This window comes from Streptomyces sp. NPDC006265 (assembly GCF_040613555.1).
Lineage (GTDB): Bacteria > Actinomycetota > Actinomycetes > Streptomycetales > Streptomycetaceae > Streptomyces.
Genome location: NZ_JBEXSH010001371.1, coordinates 1 through 1540 on the forward strand (window position 1 = coordinate 1; position 1540 = coordinate 1540).

3 protein-coding genes are annotated in these 1540 nt (G+C 70.0%); 2 read left to right on the forward strand and 1 reads right to left on the reverse strand.

Going from position 1 to position 1540, the window contains the following annotated elements; genetic code table 11:
* On the reverse strand, window positions 1-293 hold a 293-nt coding region (locus tag ABZ281_RS48970), incomplete at its 3' end, for a helicase HerA-like domain-containing protein (protein ID WP_356665281.1).
* Window positions 294-399: 106 nt separating this feature from the next.
* On the opposite strand from ABZ281_RS48970, the gene ABZ281_RS48975 reads away from it, so the two are divergent.
* The gene (locus tag ABZ281_RS48975) at window positions 400-696 is read left to right on the forward strand and encodes a type II toxin-antitoxin system VapB family antitoxin (RefSeq protein WP_003999914.1); all 297 of its coding nucleotides are present in this window, start codon (window positions 400-402) and stop codon (window positions 694-696) included.
* A 121-nt stretch (window positions 697-817) separates the two neighbouring features.
* Complete coding sequence (locus ABZ281_RS48980) at window positions 818-1435, forward strand: LytR C-terminal domain-containing protein (RefSeq protein ID WP_356665283.1); 618 nt, start codon at window positions 818-820, stop codon at window positions 1433-1435.
* Window positions 1436-1540 lie beyond the last annotated feature (105 nt).

Below are 1540 nucleotides of genomic sequence, written 5' to 3' on the forward strand. Positions count from 1 at the left end.
AGGAAGACGGGCACGCCCTGGGCGGACAGTTGCTCGGCGATCAGCTGGAGCGTCTTGGTCTTGCCGGTGCCGGTGGCGCCCGCGACCAGGCCGTGGCGGTTGAGCATCGCCACCGGCACCCGGATCTGTGCGTCCGGCAGGCACTGCCCGTCCCACAGCAGGGCCCCCAGGTGCAGGGCCGGGCCGGAGAAGGCGTAGCCGGAGGCGATGCGCAGGGCGTCCTGGGGAAGGGCGGCCGCGCGTGCGGACACCTCCGGAGCGGGGGCCGACGGCATGGTCTCGCGATCCGGCATATTCACGCACCTGTTCCCGGTTCGTACCGCCTTGTGTTGATTTTTTCAGCGGCGCACTCGCCCGCCATGGCTGCGCCCGGAAGGTCTTGACCGGTAGGCTTTCCGTGTGATCTTCAAGCGCATCGGAAACGGCCGGCCGTACCCCGACCACGGCCGGGAAAGCACCCGGCAGTGGGCGGACGTCGCGCCGCGCCCGGTCCGCCTCGATCAGCTCGTGACGACCAAGGGTCAGCTCGATCTGGAAACACTGCTCGCCGAGGACTCCACGTTCTACGGCGACCTCTTCGCGCACGTCGTGAAGTGGCAGGGCGACCTGTACCTGGAGGACGGACTGCACCGCGCGGTGCGGGCGGCACTCCAGCAGCGTCAGGTGCTGCACGCGCGCGTGCTCGAGCTCGACTGATCTCCGCCGGTCGCGGGTTGGCCCTTTCGGGTTCCACTGGGCGACGTCGAATGATCATCTAGTAGGCATCGTCGCCCGGGCGCACTACGCTGCGCTCATGAGCATGCTGACTCCCCCCGGCATGGGCGGCAAGTACCGCATCACGGGCAACAAGTACCCCAAGATGCGCCGGCCGCGGCGGCGCGGCAGGCTCGTCGTCCTTTCCGTCGCGTCCGTCGTCGTCCTCGGCATGGGCGGGTGGGGCACGCTGCAGCTCATCGACGTCTTCACCGGCGGCGGCAGAAAGGCTTCGGCGGCCGGCGACGGCACGGACTGCGGCGTCAGGACCAAGGCGAGCCACTCGCCCAGCGCCAAGCCCCTGCCCGAGCCGCGCACGATCACCGTCAACGTCCTCAACGCCACCACCCGCGGCGGTCTGGCGAAGAAGACCGCCGACGAGCTGAAGAAGCGCGGCTTCAAGATCGGCGACGTGGGCAACGCGACCAAGCAGTACGACAAGAAGGTCAAGGGCACCGGCCTGCTCCTCGGCCCCGCCACCGCCCTCGACACCACGCTGCCCGTGCTCGGCACCCAGCTGCCGGGCGCCGAACGGCGTACCGAGGCGGCCCGCAAGGGCGCCGCCCTCGACCTTCTCATCGGGGACGGCTTCAAGGAGCTGGCCGCACAGCAGGACGCCGACCGGGCGCTGACCATGCTGGCCAGGCCCGAGCCGGAGCCTACGACGAAGAAGGGCTGCTAGTGCCGCGGCGGGCAACGTTTGCCCGTTGAGGAGCGGCGTTTGGTGCGTGCTCTCGGCGTGCCGGCCGGAAGCCCTCGTACTGGACGTACTCGGGGTTTCGGCCGG